Source organism: Pseudomonas sp. TE6283 (assembly GCF_054060555.1).
Map to the genome: position 1 here is coordinate 53,094 of NZ_JBSSDH010000001.1, position 17,669 is coordinate 70,762.

Annotated in this window: 16 protein-coding genes; 11 read left to right on the top strand and 5 right to left on the bottom strand. The window is 65.0% G+C overall.

The genetic code is table 11. The annotated features are described in order from the left end of the window. Positions 1 to 126 precede the first annotated feature (126 nt). Complete coding sequence (locus ACVWZ5_RS00245; RefSeq protein WP_096047932.1) at positions 127 to 1,215, top strand: polyamine ABC transporter substrate-binding protein; 1,089 nt, start codon at positions 127 to 129, stop codon at positions 1,213 to 1,215. A 13-nt stretch (positions 1,216 to 1,228) separates the two neighbouring features. Further along, positions 1,229 to 2,524 carry an NAD(P)/FAD-dependent oxidoreductase gene (locus ACVWZ5_RS00250; RefSeq protein WP_457340272.1) on the top strand — a complete coding sequence of 432 codons (1,296 nt, stop codon included), beginning with the start codon at positions 1,229 to 1,231 and terminating at the stop codon, positions 2,522 to 2,524. A gap of 10 nt (positions 2,525 to 2,534) precedes the next feature. On the opposite strand, the gene ACVWZ5_RS00255 is transcribed toward ACVWZ5_RS00250, so the two are convergent. Together ACVWZ5_RS00255 and ACVWZ5_RS00260 are read right to left on the bottom strand one after the other, a co-directional pair. Further along, positions 2,535 to 2,840, bottom strand: a complete 306-nt coding sequence (locus ACVWZ5_RS00255; RefSeq protein ID WP_028689488.1) for a helix-turn-helix domain-containing protein — start codon at positions 2,838 to 2,840, stop codon at positions 2,535 to 2,537. Next, positions 2,821 to 3,204, bottom strand: a complete 384-nt coding sequence (locus tag ACVWZ5_RS00260) for a type II toxin-antitoxin system RelE/ParE family toxin (protein WP_186600487.1) — start codon at positions 3,202 to 3,204, stop codon at positions 2,821 to 2,823. The genes ACVWZ5_RS00255 and ACVWZ5_RS00260 overlap by 20 nt, the downstream gene beginning before the upstream one ends. A gap of 179 nt (positions 3,205 to 3,383) precedes the next feature. On the opposite strand from ACVWZ5_RS00260, the gene ACVWZ5_RS00265 reads away from it, so the two are divergent. The 3 genes from ACVWZ5_RS00265 to ACVWZ5_RS00275 all read left to right on the top strand — a co-directional run bounded on the left by ACVWZ5_RS00265 (position 3,384) and on the right by ACVWZ5_RS00275 (position 5,449). Next, the gene (locus ACVWZ5_RS00265) at positions 3,384 to 4,061 is read left to right on the top strand and encodes a DUF3313 domain-containing protein (RefSeq protein ID WP_028689486.1); all 678 of its coding nucleotides are present in this window, start codon (positions 3,384 to 3,386) and stop codon (positions 4,059 to 4,061) included. A 319-nt stretch (positions 4,062 to 4,380) separates the two neighbouring features. Beyond that, positions 4,381 to 4,974, top strand: coding sequence for a DUF1842 domain-containing protein (locus ACVWZ5_RS00270; protein WP_028689485.1), 594 nt, complete (start codon positions 4,381 to 4,383; stop codon positions 4,972 to 4,974). A 19-nt stretch (positions 4,975 to 4,993) separates the two neighbouring features. Further along, entirely contained in the window at positions 4,994 to 5,449 is a 456-nt protein-coding gene (locus tag ACVWZ5_RS00275) for a DUF1842 domain-containing protein (RefSeq protein ID WP_084942396.1), read from the top strand. A 71-nt stretch (positions 5,450 to 5,520) separates the two neighbouring features. Here ACVWZ5_RS00275 and ACVWZ5_RS00280 read toward each other — a convergent pair whose 3' ends face one another. Together ACVWZ5_RS00280 and ACVWZ5_RS00285 are read right to left on the bottom strand one after the other, a co-directional pair. Beyond that, the gene (locus ACVWZ5_RS00280) at positions 5,521 to 6,828 is read right to left on the bottom strand and encodes a serine/threonine transporter (RefSeq protein WP_457340273.1); all 1,308 of its coding nucleotides are present in this window, start codon (positions 6,826 to 6,828) and stop codon (positions 5,521 to 5,523) included. A gap of 117 nt (positions 6,829 to 6,945) precedes the next feature. Further along, complete coding sequence (locus ACVWZ5_RS00285; protein ID WP_096047934.1) at positions 6,946 to 8,322, bottom strand: L-serine ammonia-lyase; 1,377 nt, start codon at positions 8,320 to 8,322, stop codon at positions 6,946 to 6,948. Positions 8,323 to 8,468: 146 nt separating this feature from the next. Between ACVWZ5_RS00285 and ACVWZ5_RS00290 the strand changes: the two genes are divergently transcribed. Continuing rightward, positions 8,469 to 9,413: a LysR substrate-binding domain-containing protein gene (locus ACVWZ5_RS00290; RefSeq protein ID WP_028689482.1), complete on the top strand. Its 945-nt coding sequence runs from the start codon at positions 8,469 to 8,471 to the stop codon at positions 9,411 to 9,413. A 107-nt stretch (positions 9,414 to 9,520) separates the two neighbouring features. Further along, on the top strand, positions 9,521 to 11,767 hold the full coding sequence (locus tag ACVWZ5_RS00295; RefSeq protein WP_238341057.1) for a TonB-dependent receptor: 2,247 nt from the start codon (positions 9,521 to 9,523) through the stop codon (positions 11,765 to 11,767). Positions 11,768 to 11,769: 2 nt separating this feature from the next. Here ACVWZ5_RS00295 and ACVWZ5_RS00300 read toward each other — a convergent pair whose 3' ends face one another. Further along, complete coding sequence (locus tag ACVWZ5_RS00300) at positions 11,770 to 13,479, bottom strand: sulfatase-like hydrolase/transferase (protein ID WP_062573860.1); 1,710 nt, start codon at positions 13,477 to 13,479, stop codon at positions 11,770 to 11,772. 384 nt (positions 13,480 to 13,863) lie between these two features. Here ACVWZ5_RS00300 and ACVWZ5_RS00305 point away from each other — a divergent pair, with 384 nt between their 5' ends. From ACVWZ5_RS00305 to ACVWZ5_RS00320, 4 genes are read left to right on the top strand one after another with little or no spacing between them, the layout of a single operon-like run. Further along, positions 13,864 to 15,213, top strand: coding sequence for a UDP-glucose dehydrogenase family protein (locus ACVWZ5_RS00305; protein ID WP_062573859.1), 1,350 nt, complete (start codon positions 13,864 to 13,866; stop codon positions 15,211 to 15,213). Further along, positions 15,210 to 16,274, top strand: a complete 1,065-nt coding sequence (locus tag ACVWZ5_RS00310; protein ID WP_062573858.1) for an NAD-dependent epimerase — start codon at positions 15,210 to 15,212, stop codon at positions 16,272 to 16,274. Before ACVWZ5_RS00305 ends, ACVWZ5_RS00310 begins: the two co-directional genes overlap by 4 nt. Next, complete coding sequence (locus ACVWZ5_RS00315) at positions 16,271 to 17,017, top strand: sugar transferase (RefSeq protein WP_062361797.1); 747 nt, start codon at positions 16,271 to 16,273, stop codon at positions 17,015 to 17,017. The genes ACVWZ5_RS00310 and ACVWZ5_RS00315 overlap by 4 nt, the downstream gene beginning before the upstream one ends. A 1-nt stretch (position 17,018) precedes the next feature. Continuing rightward, positions 17,019 to 17,666, top strand: a complete 648-nt coding sequence (locus tag ACVWZ5_RS00320; protein ID WP_028689476.1) for a CpsD/CapB family tyrosine-protein kinase — start codon at positions 17,019 to 17,021, stop codon at positions 17,664 to 17,666. Positions 17,667 to 17,669: the final 3 nt, after the last annotated feature.

The window sequence follows — 17,669 nt, forward strand, 5'->3', positions numbered from 1 at the left end:
CCTTCACTGACAAGCCCGCTCCCACACCAGCAACACCATTGCTGGGGGAGCCGGCTTGCCGGCGATGGGCTGCAAAGCAGCCCCCACACCACCGAATTCGAAGAACAAGACCAACGAGGTGTCGACATGCGTCATCCGCAAGCTTTGATCCCCGCAACCTTCGCCCTGCTGTTCGGCGCCGCCGTCCAGGCCCAGCCGACGGTGAGCGTATACAACTGGACCGACTACATCGGTGACACCACCCTGGCCGATTTCCAGGCCAGCAGCGGGATCAAGGTGGTCTATGACGTGTTCGATTCCAACGAAACCCTGGAGGGCAAGCTGCTGGCCGGGCGCACCGGCTACGACGTGGTCGTGCCCTCCAACCATTTCCTTGCGCGCCAGGCCCAGGCCGGCGCGTTCCTGCCGCTGGACCGCAGCAAGCTGCCGAACTGGCGACACCTGGACCCGCAGCTGCTCAAGCAGCTGGAGCAGAACGACCCGGGCAACCAGTACGCCGTACCGTACCTCTGGGGCACAAACGGCATCGGCTATAACGTCGACAAGGTCAAGGCGGTGCTGGGCATCGACAAGATCGATTCCTGGGCGGTGCTGTTCGAAGCCGAGAACCTGAAAAAGCTCAAGCAGTGCGGCGTGGCGTTCATGGACTCGCCGGACGAACTGTTCCCGGCCATGCTCAACTACCTGGGCATGAACCCGCGCAGCGAGAAGGCCGACGACTACCGCAAGGCCGAGGCCCGCCTGCTGGAGCTACGCCCCTATATCACCTACTTCCACTCCTCCAAGTACGTCTCGGACCTGGCCAATGGTGATGTCTGCATCGCCTTCGGCTATTCCGGCGACGTGCTGCAGGCCGCCCACCGCGCCGAAGAGGCCGGCAATGGCGTCAAGGTTGCCTACAGCATTCCCAAGGAAGGCAGCAACCTGTGGTTCGACCTGCTGGCCATCCCCAAGGACGCCAAGAACCCCGAGCAGGCCCTGGCCTTCATCAACTACCTGCTCGACCCCAAGGTGATCGCCAAGGTCAGCGCCACGGTCGGCTATGCCAACGCCAACCCGGATGCCAAGGCCGACATGGACCCGGCGCTGGTGAACAACCCCGAGATCTATCCGCCCCAGGAAGTGCTGGACAACCTGTATGTCTCGACCATGCAGAGCCCCGCGATCCTGCGGCAGATGACCCGCTCCTGGAGCAAGATCAAGTCCAACCGCTGAGCCGAGCCCACCCATGCCACAGATGAACGAACACACCGCCTCCTACTACGCCGCCTCGGCACGCCAGACGGCCACCTACCCGGCGCTCGACCAGGACCTGCAGGCCGATGTCTGCGTGGTCGGCGGTGGCCTGACCGGGGTCAACGCCGCCCTGGAACTGGCCGAGCGCGGCCTCTCGGTGATCCTGCTGGAAGCGCGCCGCATCGGCTGGGGCGCCAGCGGGCGCAACGGCGGCCAACTGATCCGCGGCATCGGCCATGACGTCTCCGGTTTCGCCCGCCACGTCGGCCAGGACGGCGTGCGCTACCTCAAGCAGGCCGGCATCGATTCGGTGGCCCTGGTGGCCAATCGCATCGCGCAGTACGGTATCGAATGCGACCTGCGCTGGGGCTTCTGCGAGCTGGCCAACACCCCCGCCCAGTTCGCCGCCTTCGAAGACGAGCAGCGCGACCTGGCTGAACTGGGCTATCGCCACGAGACCCGCCTGGTCAATCCCGAACGCATGCACGAGATCGTCGCCAGCGACCTGTACGCCGGCGGCCTGGTGGACATGGGCTCGGGCCACCTGCACCCGCTCGACCTGGTCCAGGGCGAGGCCCGCGCCGCCCTCGGCCTTGGCGTACGGATCTTCGAGCAAAGCCCGGTGCTGCGCATCGAGCATGGCCGAACGGTGACGCTGCACACTGCCCGGGGCAAGGTGCGCGCCCAGAGCCTGATCCTGGGTTGCAACGCCCATCTCGACGAACTGGAACCGCGCCTGTGCGGCAAGGTGCTGCCGGCCGGCAGCTACGTGGTGGCCACCGAGCCCTTGCCCGAGGCCCTGGCGCGTACGCTGATCCCAAGGAACATGGCGCTGTGCGACCAGAAGGTGGGGCTGGACTACTACCGGCTGACTGCCGATCGCCGCCTGCTGTTTGGCGGCGCCTGTCACTACTCCGGGCGCGACCCCAAGGACATCGGCGCCTACATGCGGCCCAAGGTGCTCAAGGTGTTCCCGCAACTGGCCGAGGTGCGCCTGGACTACCAGTGGGGCGGCATGATCGGCATCACCGCCAACCGTTTCCCCCAGGTCGGCCGCCTCGGCCAGCACCCCAACGTGTTCTATGCCCAGGGCTATTCCGGGCATGGCCTGAACGTCACCCACTGGACCGCGAAGCTGCTCGCCGAGGCCATCGCCACCGAGCACAGCCAGGGGTTCGACGTGTTCAGCGCGGTGCCGCACCTGACCTTCCCCGGCGGCAAGGCACTGCGCTCGCCTCTGCTGGCGCTGGGCATGCTGTGGTACCGGTTGCGCGAGGCGCTGGGCTGACAACCCTGCTTCAGAGGATGGCCTGCAGCCCCTTGTCGGCAATGATGTTCAGTAGCTTCAAGGCGGGCCCTGCCGGGCGTGTTTCGCCCTGCTCCCACTTGCGTACCGTCGATGCGCTGGTGTGCAGGTGGAGGGCGAACACCGGTTGGCTGAAGTTCAGCGCTTCGCGCAGGTGGCGGATGTCCTGGGCGCTGAATGCCCGCACCGGGGCCGGACAGATCGCCTCGAAGTCGCGCAACGTGACCTTGCCGACGGCACCTGCCTGCTCGAGGTCAGAGAGGTCGACGCGTAGTGATTCAATGAGCTTGCTGGTCACAGTGGACCTCCATCAATACGCCACAACCCAATGCCGTGGCCAGGGCGTGGGGTGACAATTGCAGAAAGACCCTGCCGGCGAACTGAAGCGCTTTCTGCTCGGCCGGCGTGACATTGGCCATGTCGCTCTTGGCGAACCCATGAAGGAACACGTAGCGACTGCCGATGCGAGCCGACAGCAGTGTTCGGTAGCCTCCCCGCTTGCCGCTGCACAGGCCCGCAACACGTTTCTTGAACAGCAAGCAACCAAGGCTCGCGTCAACCAGCCCACTCTGCATTTCCAGGACAGCGCGGCAGAGCAGGTGGTCTGGTACGCACTCCTTGAGTTGCCAGCGGGCAAACTCCCTTCGCTTGTAGACATCCATGGCCGGCACTCCTAAACATACCCGTAAAGGGCATACTTTTCCAGCTTCAAAGACCAATGGATAGTCGGCGCACTCAGACAGCGCCGTAGGAAACGGCAACCGTCAACACCTGACCGCTGGCCTTCGGCCAACCACCTGCTAGCGTTGTTCTGGCCACTTCCCTCATGGACCTCGTCATCATGAAGCACCTGCCTCGCACCACCCTGCTGTGCGCTGCTCTGCTGGCCTTGGTTGCCTGCTCCAGCAACCGTGTCGATCCCAAGGACTATTCCGGTTTCCTGAAGGACTACAGTCGCCTGAAGCCCGCCGAGAGCGTCTCCGGCGCGCCGGTGATGCGCTGGATCGACCCGGACGTGAAGGCCAGCCAGTACACCCAGGTGTTCATCGAGCCGAGCCAGTTCTATCCCAAGCCACAGCCGACCAATGTGATCTCGGCGCAGACCCTGCAGGCGATCACCCGCTACTTCAACGAAGCCATGCGCCGCGAACTGGGCAGCGTGCTCACCCTGGTCAAGGAGCCTGGCCCGAACACCATCGTGGTGCGCCCGGCGATCACCGCGGTGTCCACCAGCACCGAAGGCCTCAAGCCCTACGAGGTGATCCCCATCGCCCTGGTGGCCGCGGCGGTCAACACCGCCGCCGGCGGTCGCGACCAGGCCGTGGACATCGCCGTGGAGGCCGCTTTCCTCGATGGCGGCAGCCAGAACGTGCTGGCCCAGGTGGTGCGCAAGGGCAGCGGCAAGGCGCTGGAGAACGACAGCACGCAACTGACCCTGAACGACGTCAAGCCGGTGCTTGATGGCTGGGCCAGCGACATGCGCCGCAGCTTCGTGGCGTTGCAGCAGAAGTCGAAGTGAGGCGGTCCGCCCTGTAGAGCTCATCGCGGGACAAGCCGGTTCTCACGGGGCGGGAGCCGGCTTGCAGACCTGGATGTCACCACTCGTCGGACATAATGCAAAAAGGCCATCACGGCATCTTTTGCCTGCTTAACTCAAGCGGGCTGCCAGGCAGGCGGCACCGCACTTCAGGGATGGCTGCACAAGCCGGCTGCCAACAGCCGCTCGCACCGGGCACGCCAGTACATCCGCCCGTCTACCTGCCTCTCCCCTTTTCCTCCGCCCGCCTGCGCAAGCGTTGGTTACGGTATTTCATTCATTGAATGCAACGGAGGCAATCATGTCTGTATCGCTGACCGCACCGTCGGAAGGCCTGTTCCCGGTGTCCTACCTCATTGGAACCAATGCTCCTGGCGCCCCGCGCCTGCAGCTCGACCTGTTGGTCTACACGCCAGATCGCAGCGTCAACGGCCACGCGCTGATCACCCAGACCACCAACCCACCGCTGGAGCTGGCGCTGGATGCCTGGGGCACCTACAGCTACCTCACCGTGCAACCGCCCAGCGAAGGCAAGATCCTGCTGACGGTGCGTGGCAACCAGGGCGGCCCGCACGCCAATTCGCCGGAGCAGTTCGAACTGCGCGCATTGCTCGACCTGGACTGGCAGAAAGGCACGGCCAGCTACCGTTACTACAACGGCCAGCGTTGGATCGAAGTGGACAACGTACCCGTCGTGCTTGAACTCAAACGCATCCAGACACTGGCGAACGTCGACCTCACGACCGAACTGCACAACGCCACCCTGGAGGCAGTGATCGCCACCGGTGACGTCGCGCAACTCAAGCAACTGGCCAGCGGCGCCGTGGGCAAAGCCCTGGACCAAGCCCTCGCCTCGACCAAGAGCCCGGCCACCAAGGCCGCCAAGAAAGCCTGAGCAGACAAGGAGAATCAGCATGTCCTTCGGACTTTTTCATACCCGCCTGAATGTCAGCAACGGGCTGCTCGGCGCCCCTATCCTGACCCTCGACCTGCTGGTGAATACCGTGCAGAAGAAGGTCACCGGCAGGGCCTCCATCATCCAGGCCACGCACCCGGTCCAGGTGTTCCAAGCCAAGGTGTGGGGCGGCTACAGCGAGCTGCCGTTCGCGCCCGCTGGCAGCCCGTCGATCGTCCTGCACCTGGATGGCAGCCCAAGCGGCCCGCTCAGCCAGATCGCCCAGACCTTCCATCTGCAGGGCCTGCTTGACCAGGGCTGGAACGCCGGCACCGCCAGCTACCGTTACTTCATCAACGGCCACTGGGTCGACCAGCATGGTCGCGTGCGCAAGGCGCCGGACATCACCCACCAGGACCAGCCGCAACCCGCGCAGCGCCTGAAGGCTGCGATCAAGCACCTGGAAAGCGTCTGACCTGAACGGATCGCGGGGCCAGCCCGCTCCCACCTGAATGCGTGGGAGCGGGCTGGCCCCGCGATCATCGGTCAGGCCATGAAGCTGTAGACGATCGCCGACAGCGTGATCAGCCCGATCACGACCACGAACACATTCGACAGCTTGCCCGAGTACTGGCGCAACGCCGGCACCTTCTGCACCGCATACATCGGCATCAGGAACAGCAGGCAGGCGATCACCGGCCCACCCAGGCTCTCGATCAGCCCGAGGATGCTCGGGTTCAGGGTCGCCACCGCCCAGCAGGTCACCAGCATGAACAACGCCGTGACGCGCTCCAGGCGCTTGGCCGGCCAGGTCTTGCCGCGTCCGCGCAGGGTCTTGACGATCATGCCCTGGAAGCCTTCGCTGGCGCCGATGTAGTGGCCAAGGAACGACTTGGTGATCGCCACCAGCGCGATCAGCGGCGCTACGAAGGCAATCACCGGGGTCTGGAAGTGGTTGGCCAGGTACGACAGGATGGAAATGTTCTGCGCCTTGGCCGCGGCCAGGTCGCCCGGGCTCAGCGCCAGCACGCAGCTGAAGCAGAAGAACATCACCGTCAGCACCATCATCACGTGAGCGGTGGCCAGGGTGCGGCCGCTCTTGCGGTCGGCGTCAACACCATAACGGTGCTTCTGGTCGACGGCGAACGCCGAGATGATCGGCGAGTGGTTGAACGAGAATACCATCACCGGGATTGCCAGCCACAGGGTCAGCAGTAGCTTGGAGGCGCTGATGCCTTCGTTGGCCTGGGCGAAGAATGCGCCGTTCCAGTTGGGAATCAGGCTCAGGGCCAGCAACAGCAACGAGACGACGAAGGGATACACCAGCAGGCTCATGGCCTTGACGATGATCTGCTGGCCGCAGCGCACCACGATCATCAGCCCGCAGATCAGCAGCAAGGCCAGCAGCGCCCGTGGCGGCGCACCGATGTGCAGCTGGTGTTCGAAGAAGCTGGTCAGGGTGTTGGTCAGCGCCACGCTGTAGACCAGCAGGATCGGGAAGATCGCGAAGAAGTACAGCAAGGTGATGAGCTTGCCGGCACCGACGCCGAAGTGCTCCTCCACCACCTCGGTGATGTCCTCGTTGCCGCCCTTGCGCCCGGACAGCACGAAGCGGGTCAGCGCCCGGTGGGCGAAGAAGGTCATGGGGAACGCCAGCAGCGCCAGGATCAGCAGCGGCCAGAAACCGCCGACCCCGGCATTGATCGGCAGGAACAGGGTGCCGGCGCCGATCGCCGTCCCATACAGGCCCAGGGCCCAGGTGGTGTCGTGGCGGTTCCAGGTGGTCGAGCCGCTGGTCGAAGCCAGGGCAGCCGAATCCGCACGAACGCTCGCGGTGCTTTGTACATCAGTCATTGGGTATCGCCTTGTAGTTGTTTTTGTCGCAGGTACAGCGGGTGTTGCAGGTTCAATCAGGATTGTGGGAACAGCCCGCTCTCACGAAGCCGTCCCGCCCAGGAAAGCGCTTGTGTGTCAGCACTCGACGAACGCGACGGCCAAGCCGCCGCGGGAGGTTTCCTTGTAGTTGGCGTGCATGTCCGCGCCGGTGTCACGCATGGTGCGGATCACCCGGTCGAGTGAGATGAAGTGCTCGCCGTCACCGCGCAGGGCCATCTGCACGGCGTTGATGGCCTTCACCGCGGCGATCGCGTTGCGCTCGATGCAGGGAATCTGCACCAGGCCGCCGACCGGGTCGCAGGTCAGTCCGAGGTTGTGTTCAAGGGCGATCTCGGCGGCGTTCTCCAGCTGCGGCGGCGTGGCGCCAAGTACCTCGGCCAGGCCTGCGGCGGCCATCGAACAGGCCGAGCCCACCTCGCCCTGGCAGCCAACCTCGGCGCCGGAGATCGAAGCGTTTTTCTTGCACAGGATGCCCACCGCGGCAGCGGCCAGGAGGAACGCCACCACGTCGTCGTCACAGGCGCCGGGATTGAACTTCATGTAGTAGTGCAGCACCGCCGGAATTATCCCGGCCGCGCCGTTGGTGGGCGCGGTGACCATGCGCCCGCCGGCGGCGTTCTCTTCGTTGACCGCCAGGGCGAACAGGTTGACCCACTCCATGGCGCTGAGGGTCGAACCGATGACGTTGGGCTTGCCGACCTCCTGCAAGCTGCGGTGCAGGCGCGCCGCCCGGCGCTTGACCTTCAGCCCGCCGGGGAGAATGCCTTCGTTGCGCAGGCCGTTGTCGACGCACTCGCCCATGGCCGCCCAGATCTTCAGCAGGCCTTCGCGCACCTCGCTTTGCGGACGCCAGGCGCATTCGTTGGCCAGCATCAACTGGCTGACACTCAGGTTGTGGGCCTTGCACAGGGCCAGCAACTCGGCGCCGCTGGAGAATTCGTAAGGCAAGGCGACCTGGCTGGCGCCTCCCTGCGGGGCGTCGATCTCGCTTGCCTCGACAATGAAGCCGCCACCCACGGAAAAGTAGGTCTGGCTGAACAGGCTGCCCTGCCCGTCGAAGCTCTCCAGGGTCATAGCGTTGGGGTGATAGGCCAGGCTCTCGTCGAGCAGGCGCATGTCACGGCTGTACTGGAACTCGATCGGCTGGCTGCCATCGAGCATCAGGCACTGCTCCTGCATCAGTTGGTCGATGCGTGGCTCGATACTGTGCGGGTCGATGCGGTCCGGCCACTGGCCCATCAACCCCAGCAGGCAGGCACGGTCCGTGGCGTGACCGACACCGGTAGCCGACAGCGAGCCGTAGAGACGCACCTCGACCCGCCGCACCTGGGCCAGCAGGCCGCGCTCACGCAAGGCCTGGGCGAAGGTCGCCGCCGCGCGCATGGGGCCGACGGTGTGGGAGCTGGATGGGCCGATGCCAATCTTGAAAAGGTCGAAAACACTGATAGCCATGCTAATGCCTGGCCGTGACAAACGTTTACGATGTGCCACGGCTCTCTGGAAAATTTGAGCGGTATTGCCAAGTTGCGCGATACTGCCGCGCTCATGCCAGCTTGACCAACGAAACTTCCTACACAAGCCTTTAGCAGGACTAAACGATGAAAGGCCCACTCAACGGCCAGGTGTTCGTCTGGCTGCACGTGTTCTCCTGTGCGGCGCGGCACCTGTCGTTCACCCGCTGCGCCGAGGAGCTGCACATCACCCCCGGCGCGGTCAGCCAGCAGATGCGCCAGCTCGAGGAGCGCCTGGGCTTTCGCCTGTTCCTGCGCCGCGCCCGCGGCGTCGAGCTGTCCGCCGAAGGCCAGCGCCTGGCGCAGACCGTGGCCGAGGCCTACGGCAGCATCGAGGCCGAGCTGCTGCGCCTGGATGCCGGCGAAATCCGCGGCACCCTGCGCCTGCGCTCGATCCCGTCGTTCCTGGCCAAGTGGCTGACACCGCGCCTGCCGCGCTTCCAGCAGCGCTACCCGGATATCGAACTGCGCCTGGTGGCCGAGGACAGCAACCAGGCGTTGCACCCGGAAGACTTCGACCTGGCCATCGACCTCAACGACGGCAGCTACCCGGGCATGCTCTCCACCCCGCTGCTGGACGAGCAGATCTTCCCGGTCTGCTCACCTGCCCTGCTGCGCGGCCGCCCGCCCCTGCACGGGCCGGCGGACCTGGCTCACTACCCGCTGCTGCACGACATCACCGCCTGGCGCGGCAGCTCGGAGTACGCCGAATGGGAGTTCTACCTCGACGGTATCGGCGCCGGCGGGCTGGATGTGCGTCGTGGGCACACCTTCAACCGCAACCACCTGACCATCGAAGCGGCCATTGCCGGTGTCGGCGTGGCCATCGCCCGACGCACCCTGCTCAACGACGAGCTGGAGCGCGGCGCGCTGATCGTGCCGTTCGGGGTGCCGATCGCCAACCACAAGCGCTATGTACTGCTGTATCCGCCGGGCGGGCTGAGCCAGCCTGGCGCGCGGGCGGTGCATGACTGGTTGGTGGAAGAAGCGTTGGGATTCCGCGCCCTGCATCCCTTGGCACTCCCGGGGTAATCGTCGACACGCGACAAATGCCAATGATTTTCATTGAGGTTTTTCCCTTCTGATTCGGAATCCCTAGTGAATGCCTTCACTCACTTGCGAATCGAAAGGACTCCAGCATGTCGCAACAGCGTGTCAGCCCGGTGCAGCAGCCGGCTGTGCCCCACTTCGACCTCAATCGCACCTTCACCGCCGTGCACATGGCCTTGCTCCTCGGCTTGGGCGGCGTGTCCATGGGCGTGACCGCGGCGCAGGCCGTGGAGCAGGCCGAGGCAGTGGAAAAGACCCGACAGGGCCAGACCAATGGCAGCCTGGAGCTGACCGAGACCCGGGTCGAGGGCAACCTCGACGCCCCGAGCGCATTGCCCCCCGCCTATGCCGGCGGCCAGGTGGCCTCGGGCGGACGGGTCGGCCTGTTGGGCAACAAGGACTTCATGGAGACGCCGTTCAGCACCATCAGCTACACCGACCAATACATCCAGGACACCCAGGCGCAGACCATCACCGACGTGATTGCCGCGACCGATCCCGCCGTGTTCAGCAACGGCCTGAAAGGTACCTACAGCGAGAACTACTCGATCCGTGGCTTCAACTCCAACATCAGCGATGTGAGCATCGGCGGCCTGTACGGCATGGCGCCCTACTACCGGATCTCGCCGGAGATGTATGAGCGCATCGAAGTGCTCAAAGGGCCCTCCGCCCTGCTCAACGGCATGCCGCCGGGCGGCTCGGTGGCCGGCAGCATCAACCTGGTGCCCAAGCGCGCGGGTGCCGAATCTTTGACGCGGATCACCACCACCTACATGTCCGACGCACAGTTCGGCGGTCACCTCGACGTCGGCCGCCGCTTCGGTGAGCAGCAGCAGTTCGGCGTGCGCTTCAACAGCGTCTATCGCGACGGTGATACAGCAACCGACCATCAGCGCATGAAGGCCGAGCTCAATGCCCTGGGCCTCGACTGGCGCGGCGAGCGGGCGCGCCTGTCCGCCGACCTGTACGAAAGCGAGGACCGGGTCAGGGGCCAGAACCGCGGCATCGGCCTGGCCGCGGGCGTGCCGGTGCCCAGGCCGCCTAAGTCCGAGACCCTGCTCAACCCGGACTGGGGCTTCGTCCAGACCCGCGACAAGGGCGTGATCGTGCGCGGCGAATATGACCTCAACGACAACCTCACGGCCTATGCCGCGGCCGGCACCAGCAAGACCGACTATGCCTACAGCGGCACCATGCTCGCCGAGGTGTTCAACACCGCCGGGGATATGGAGACGAACATGGGCCAGTTGAAGATCGACCTGAAGAAGACCTCGGGAGAAGCCGGCTTGCGCGGCCATTTCGACACCTTCGGCGTGGGCCATCAGTGGTCGCTCAACGCCACGCACTACTCCGACAAGCAGCGCGACTATGGCCGGCGCAACGTCCCGGGGGCCGAGTGGATCAACAATATCTACCACCCGGTCTGGGGACCGGAGGCCGCCAGGCGCTACCCGGCCATCGCCCATACCGAGTCGCGCCTGAGCAGCTACGGGCTGGCCGACACCCTGTCGTTCCTCGACGAACGCCTGCAACTGACCCTGGGCGTGCGCCGCCAGCAGGTGCTGAGCGACAGTTTCAACGTCAGCACCGGCGCGCACACCACTCGCTACAACGAAAGCGCCACGACGCCGGCAGCGGCGGTGCTGATCAAGCTCACCGACGAAGTGTCGCTGTACGCCAACTACATCGAAGGCCTGAGCAAGGGCGCCATCGCCCCGATTACCGCGCCCAACGCAGGCCAGGTGTTCGCCCCCTACAAGTCCAAGCAGAGGGAAGTCGGCATCAAGCTCGACCTCGGCGACTTCGCCCACACCCTGAGCCTGTACCAGATCGAACGCCCCAGCAGCTTCACTGACCCGGTGACCAAAGTGTTCTCCTTCGGTGGCGAACAACGTAATCGCGGCCTCGAATGGAGCTTCTTCGGTACCCCGCTGACCGATGTCCGCCTGATGGGCGGCGTGGCTCGCCTGGACCCCAAGGTGACCAAGGCCGAGAATCCCGCCGAGGAAGGCAAGACCGCCACCGGCCAGCCGAAACTGCAGGGCAAGCTGGGTGTGGAGTGGGACACCCCGCTGCTCGATGGCCTGACCCTGACCGCCAATGCCACCGCCGTATCGAAGCAATACATCAGCGACGACAACAGCCAGTCGATCCCTGGCTACACGATATATGACGTCGGCGCCCGCTACCGGCTGCAGGTGGCGGACCACCCGGTGACCTTCCGTGGCACGGTGGAGAACGTGACCAACAAGGCCTACTGGGGCATGCCGCTGCTCACCAGCCTGGGGCTGGGGGCGCCACGCACGGTGCAGGTCTCCGCCAGCATCGACTTCTGATCCTAGTCAGCCTTGCCCACCGGCATCGGCTGCCCCGCCAGGACACTGGCGGGCGTGACCACCTGCCCGAGGTCGATGTGGCGAAAGTCCGGCTTGGCCCCCAACCGCGCATTGAAGCGCACGTTGAAGGTAAACGGGTCATCCGTCGGCATGTCCAGCGAACGGCCGTAGAGCGCGCTCACGGCCGTGCCGTCATAGCCCATCAGCTTGAGCAGCGTGGGGAACAGGTTGTAATGGCTGGAGGCGTTGCGGTTGGCCGGCAGGTGAGCCTGCCAGTCCAGCGTGCGCAGGCCCTCGCCCTGGATCACCACCAACGGCACCAGGCCTTCTTCGGGTACCGGATCGCTGTCGCAATGGGTGTTCAGGCCGGGGTTGCCGCGCTCATGCAAATCCTGGCCGTGATCTGAGGTATAGAGCACCACGGCCTGGCTGAGGTCGCCCTCGGCGAACAGCCGGCGGAAGAACTCGCCGACATTCCACAACACGGTGTTCTGGTAGGCATTGCGGTACAGCACCCAGTCCTGGGGCCGGCCATCGAAACCATCGCGGGTGCCGGTGTCGGCGATATCGACGTAGCGCCCCCGTGGCAAGGCCGGCTGGTACTTGAGGAAGTCGTCCGGGTACTTGTCGTGCACCGGGAAGTGGGCGCCGACCTTGTTCACCACGATCAGCTGCGGCTTGCCGTCCTTGAGCAGCGCCACCAGCCGCTCCAGCGCCGCCATGTCGCGTTGCACCACGGGGGTGTCGTCAAACTGGATGAACTGGTCGATATCGCGCTTCTCGGTCTCGGTCATCAGGTTCTGCAGGTTGCCGCCCGTGCGCTGGCCATCGATATACACCGTTCCCAGGCCCGCGTGTTTGGCGTACTGCCAGATCGACGGCTGGGTCGAGTTGATGCGCAGGTAATCACCGCGGGTGCCACCGTAGCGCAGGGTGACGTTGGTGTCGGCGCTGCAGTTGGCGATGGACGCGGCATAGCCGAAGTTGACGATGGAAACGCCCGGCTGGGCCTGGGCCAGGTGGCTGGTGACCCCGGCCGGAGTGTTCAGGTCCAGGTAGTTACCCGAGATGCTCTCGTCGATCAGCAGCACGATATCCCGCGCCATCGCCGGCCCCGACTGGGCCAGACTCACTGGCTGGCGCGGCCCGACATGGTCGTGCACGGTCTCGTAGCCGAACAGGCTAAGGTAGGCCAGCGGCGTGTACATCACCGGCAGGCCCCGTGCGCCCTCGCCGGCGCGCACGAACAGGATGGCGATCAGCACCAGCAGGCCCAGCACCGGCGCCACGGGTGGCAACAACCTTGGCAACCACGGGGTCGGCCCCGGACGCAAGCCAAGGCCAAACAACAGCAACAGCGCTCGCGCCGCGGCCAGGGTAATAGCGTAGTGGTATTGCTGCAGGGCCTCCTGGACGAAAGCGCCGGCATAGACCATGGACACGAATGCGCTATAGGTCAGATAGGCGTCGGTGATGCGGTTATAAGCGTCGAGAAAGATCGCGCTGATTGTAAACGCCAGCGCCAGCGCCCAGCGCAACCAGCCGGGGCGGGTGAACGCCGTCAGCAGCAGGGCCAGCGCCAACAGCGCGAACACCCCCAGGTACAGCACAAGGGGCAGGCCAATACCCAGCGCTTCTATGCGTTCGCGGTAATAGGCATGAAAGCTGGCCAGATAGACGAGCAACAGCAAGAGCTTGATCCATCCGCGCATGTTTCGGCCACTCCAGTCATGGAAATCTACTCAAACCGTAGCAGCTGTGAAACAAACCACAACGCAAAAAAGTCAAAATTCCGACGACATACCGACACCGGAATCTGGCACCTAACGCAAGTTGCTGTTGATTCTCCCTATCGGCTGCAGCCCGCTTATTCCGCTGCATTGAACCGTTCATCGGTTCGTCGAACGGCCAATTGCCACTAGCTATGCGCGCTAACACACGGATTGGCAACGGGTTGGTGGCAGATCGCCCGTTTCAACAGGGCCTGTAAATTCGACGAAACATGCCATTGCTTTGACGCAATTCCACCGGGCTGAGCTATACCCAATTCACACCACTGTTTCATCTCCCTTACTCATCCATACGAGGCACCGCGCATGGACGTGAGCGTTTTTGGCACCGGTTATGTCGGACTGGTACAGGCAGCAGCCCTGGCGGACGTCGGTCACAGGGTCCTGTGCGTGGATGTCGATACCCACAAGATCAACCAGTTGCGCCAGGGCGTGCCGCCGATCAGCGAGCCGGGTCTGTCGGACCTGCTCGAGGACAACATCAGGGAAGGCCGCCTGCTGTTCAGCACCCAGGCCAGCGACGCGGTCAGCCACGCCGAGCTGATCTTCATCGCCGTCGGCACGCCGCCCGACGAGGACGGCTCGGCCGACCTCAGCCACGTGCTCAACGTCACCCGGCAGATCGCCGCGCTGATGGAGACCGACCATACCCTGATCATCAAGTCGACCGTGCCGGTGGGCACCGCCGATCAGGTCATGGCCCTGGCCCGCGACGAACTGCAGCGCCTGGGCAAAAGCCAGTTGCACGTGCGCGTGGTGTCCAACCCCGAGTTTCTCAAGGAAGGCAGCGCCCTGGCCGACTGCATGCGCCCGGACCGGATCATCGTCGGCACCCTCGACGAAGTGGCCCATGACCAGCTGGCGGAACTGTACGCGCCGTTCTGCCGCAACCACGAAAAGCTGATGTTCATGGACAACCGTAGCGCCGAGCTGACCAAGTACGCCGCCAATGCCATGCTCGCCACCCGCATCAGCTTCATGAACGAGCTGGCCAACCTCAGCGAACACCTGGGCGCCGATATCGAGGCGGTGCGGCGCGGCATCGGCTCCGACCCGCGCATCGGCTACCACTTCATCTATCCGGGCTGCGGTTTCGGCGGTTCGTGCTTCCCCAAGGACATCAAGGCCCTGCTGCACACCGCTGCCCACAGTGGCATGCCATTGCGTCTGCTGCAAAGCGTCCACGAGGTCAACGACCAACAGCGGCGCATCCTGTTCGCCAAGCTCAAGCAGCGCCTGGCTGGCCTGGCCGGAAAATCCATTGCCCTGTGGGGCCTGGCCTTCAAGCCCAACACCGACGACATGCGTGAAGCCCCCAGCCGTTACCTGATGGAAGCCCTGTGGGCCGAAGGCGCCACGGTGCGCGCCTACGACCCCGAGGCCATGGATGAGTGCCGGCGCCTGTACGGCTACCGGGACGACCTGCAACTGTGCGCCACCCGCGACGACACCTTGCAGGACGCCGACGCCCTGGTGATCTGCACCGAGTGGAAGAACTTCCGCGTGGTCGATTTTTCGATGCTGGCCAGCAAGCTGCGCGAGCGGGTGATCGTCGATGGCCGCAACCTGTACAACCCCGAGCAGGTCGCCGCCCACGGCCTGCACTACAGCGGCATCGGCCTGCGCCAAATCGCCCCGCAGGCGGACGCGCCATGAAGATGCTGGTGACCGGCGCGGCCGGTTTCATCGGCGCCCACACCTGCCGCCAGCTCCTGCTCGAGGGGCACCAGGTGGTGGGCCTGGACAACTTCAACGACTACTACGAGCCGGCGCTCAAGCACGCCCGCGTGCACTGGGTACGGCAGACTGTCGGCGACTTTCCGCTGCACTGCCTGGACCTGGGCGACCGCGACGGCATGGCCCGGCTGTTCGCCAGCGAGCGCCCGGAGGTGGTGGTGCACCTGGCGGCCCAGGCCGGCGTGCGCTACTCGCTGCAGAACCCTCAGGCCTACCTGGACAGCAACCTGGCCGGTTTTCTCAACATTCTCGAAGGTTGCCGCCGCCACCCGGTCAAGCACCTGCTGTACGCCTCCTCCAGCTCGGTCTATGGGGCCAACCAGCAGACGCCCTATCGGGTGGAGGACCCAGTGGACCACCCGCTGTCGCTGTATGCCGCCACCAAGAAGGCCAACGAGGCCATGGCCCACAGCTACAGCCACCTTTATGGCATTCCCTGCAGCGGCCTGCGCTTCTTCACCGTATACGGCCCCTGGGGCCGCCCGGACATGTCGCCGATGCAGTTCGCCAAGGCGATCAGCGAAGGCCGGCCGATCCAGCTGTTCAACCATGGCCGTCACCAGCGCGACTTCACCTACATCGACGACATCGTCGAAAGCCTGGTGCGGCTGATCCCCCTGCCCCCGGTCGCCGACCCGCAGTGGGACGCGTTCGCCCCGGACCCGGCCAGCAGCCACGCGCCCTGGCGCCTGTACAACATCGGCGGGCAGCGCCCGGTGGAGCTGCTCGACTACCTGGCCCTGCTGGAGAAACACCTGCAGCGCAACGCGGTGATCGAACTGCTGCCGCTGCAGCCAGGCGATGTGCTGGCTACCTGCGCCGACGCCAGCGCGCTGGCCAGGGTCACCGGTTTCACCCCACAGATAGGCCTTGATGAAGGGCTCGGGCGCTTTGTCGCCTGGTTCAAGAGCTACCACTCGCCCGCCGCCAGCGAAGCGGCGCCCCTGGGCGAGCAGCCAGATAAACGGAGGGCGGTATGACAGGGCAACCCAAGAGCGCGCAACTGCAGGCGCTGTACCAGGACAAACGCATGGATCCGGCGCACCGCCAGCGCATCGATGCCGCCATCCACATGCAGGGTCGTGGCTGGATCACCGGTCGCGCCGGAGGCCGGCCCTGGACGCTGTCGCGCACCAACCGCGTGCTGTCGTGCCTGGCCGCGCTGACCCTGCTGCTGCTGCTGTCGCCGGTGTTTCTGGTGCTGGGGCTGCTGATCAAGCTATCCAGCAAGGGTCCGGTGTTCTTCGTGCAGAAACGCACCGGCTACCGTGGCCGCGCCTTCGGCATGTACAAGTTCCGCACCATGGTGGCCAACGCCGAGGCGCTCAAGGACTCGCTGCGCCACCTGAACAAGCACGGCGCCGAATCCATCGATTTCAAGATCGACAAGGACCCGCGCATCACCTCGGTGGGCGGCTGGCTGCGGCGCAGCAGCCTGGACGAGCTGCCCAACCTGATCAACGTGGTCACCGGTGACATGCGCCTGGTCGGCCCGCGCCCCACGTCATTCAACGCCTACCGCTACCACGACAACCACCTGGCGCGGCTGTCGATCTACCCGGGCATGACCGGCCTGTGGCAGATCTCCGGGCGCAGCAACATCGACTTCGACCAACGCGTAGAGCTGGACCTGAGCTACATCAACGAACAGAGCCTGATGCTGGACCTGAAGATCCTGCTCAAGACCCCGTTCAAAGTCTTCACTGGCCACGGAGCAAGCTGAGATGGACGGTTCATCCTCGAGAAGCCTGACGATCGCTACCCCAAGCGAGACCAACCTGACCGCCACCGTGCTCGACCTCGACCAGCGCACCCTGCTGCTGACCGCGGCCAACACCGGCAGCGGCACCAGCACCAGCGCCCTGGCCTTCGCCAGCCAGCTGGCATTGATGAGCGCGGGCAACGTGCTGCTGATCGACGCCAGCCTCAGCCCCGGCGGCCTCAGCCAGCAACTGGGCCTGGGCAAGCTGCGCGGCTACAGCGACCTGCTGTTCAACCAGGACACCCCGCCGCTGGCCCAGGACTGCATCGTGCGCCTGTCCGACCAGCCGTTCGACGTGCTGCCGGTGGGCACCTGGAAACGCGGCCGCGACCGCCTCGACCACGAGCAGTTGCGCGTACTGCTGCACCAGCTGAGCAACCAGTACCGCTTCGTGGTGATCGACGGCGAAGCCATCTACGCCAGTGCCGACAGCCTGGTGATCGGCACCCTGGTCGACGGCGTGATCCTGGTGGTGTGCGCCGAGGAGACCCGCTGGGAGGTCGCCCAGGCCGCCAGCCAGCGGCTGACCCAGGCTGGCGCGCGATTGATCGGCAGCGTGTTCAACAAACGCAAGTACTACATGCCCAAGTGGCTGTACGAAAATCTCTGAGAG